Source organism: Streptomyces hazeniae (assembly GCF_031845485.1).
Classification (GTDB): Bacteria; Actinomycetota; Actinomycetes; order Streptomycetales; family Streptomycetaceae; genus Streptomyces; species Streptomyces hazeniae.
Map to the genome: position 1 here is coordinate 1 of NZ_JAVREQ010000281.1, position 215 is coordinate 215.

Consider the following 215-nt stretch of genomic DNA (forward strand, 5'->3'; position numbering starts at 1 on the left):
CTGACGCTGAGGAGCGAAAGCGTGGGGAGCGAACAGGATTAGATACCCTGGTAGTCCACGCCGTAAACGTTGGGAACTAGGTGTGGGTCACATTCCACGTGGTCCGTGCCGCAGCTAACGCATTAAGGTCCCCGCCTGGGGAGTACGGCCGCAAGGCTAAAACTCAAAGGAATTGACGGGGGCCCGCACAAGCGGCGGAGCATGTGGCTTAATTC

1 rRNA gene is annotated in these 215 nt (G+C 58.6%); it reads left to right on the forward strand.

Annotated features, from left to right (window positions below):
• Window positions 1-215: ribosomal RNA gene (locus RM572_RS29905) — 16S ribosomal RNA — on the forward strand; the annotation flags it as partial.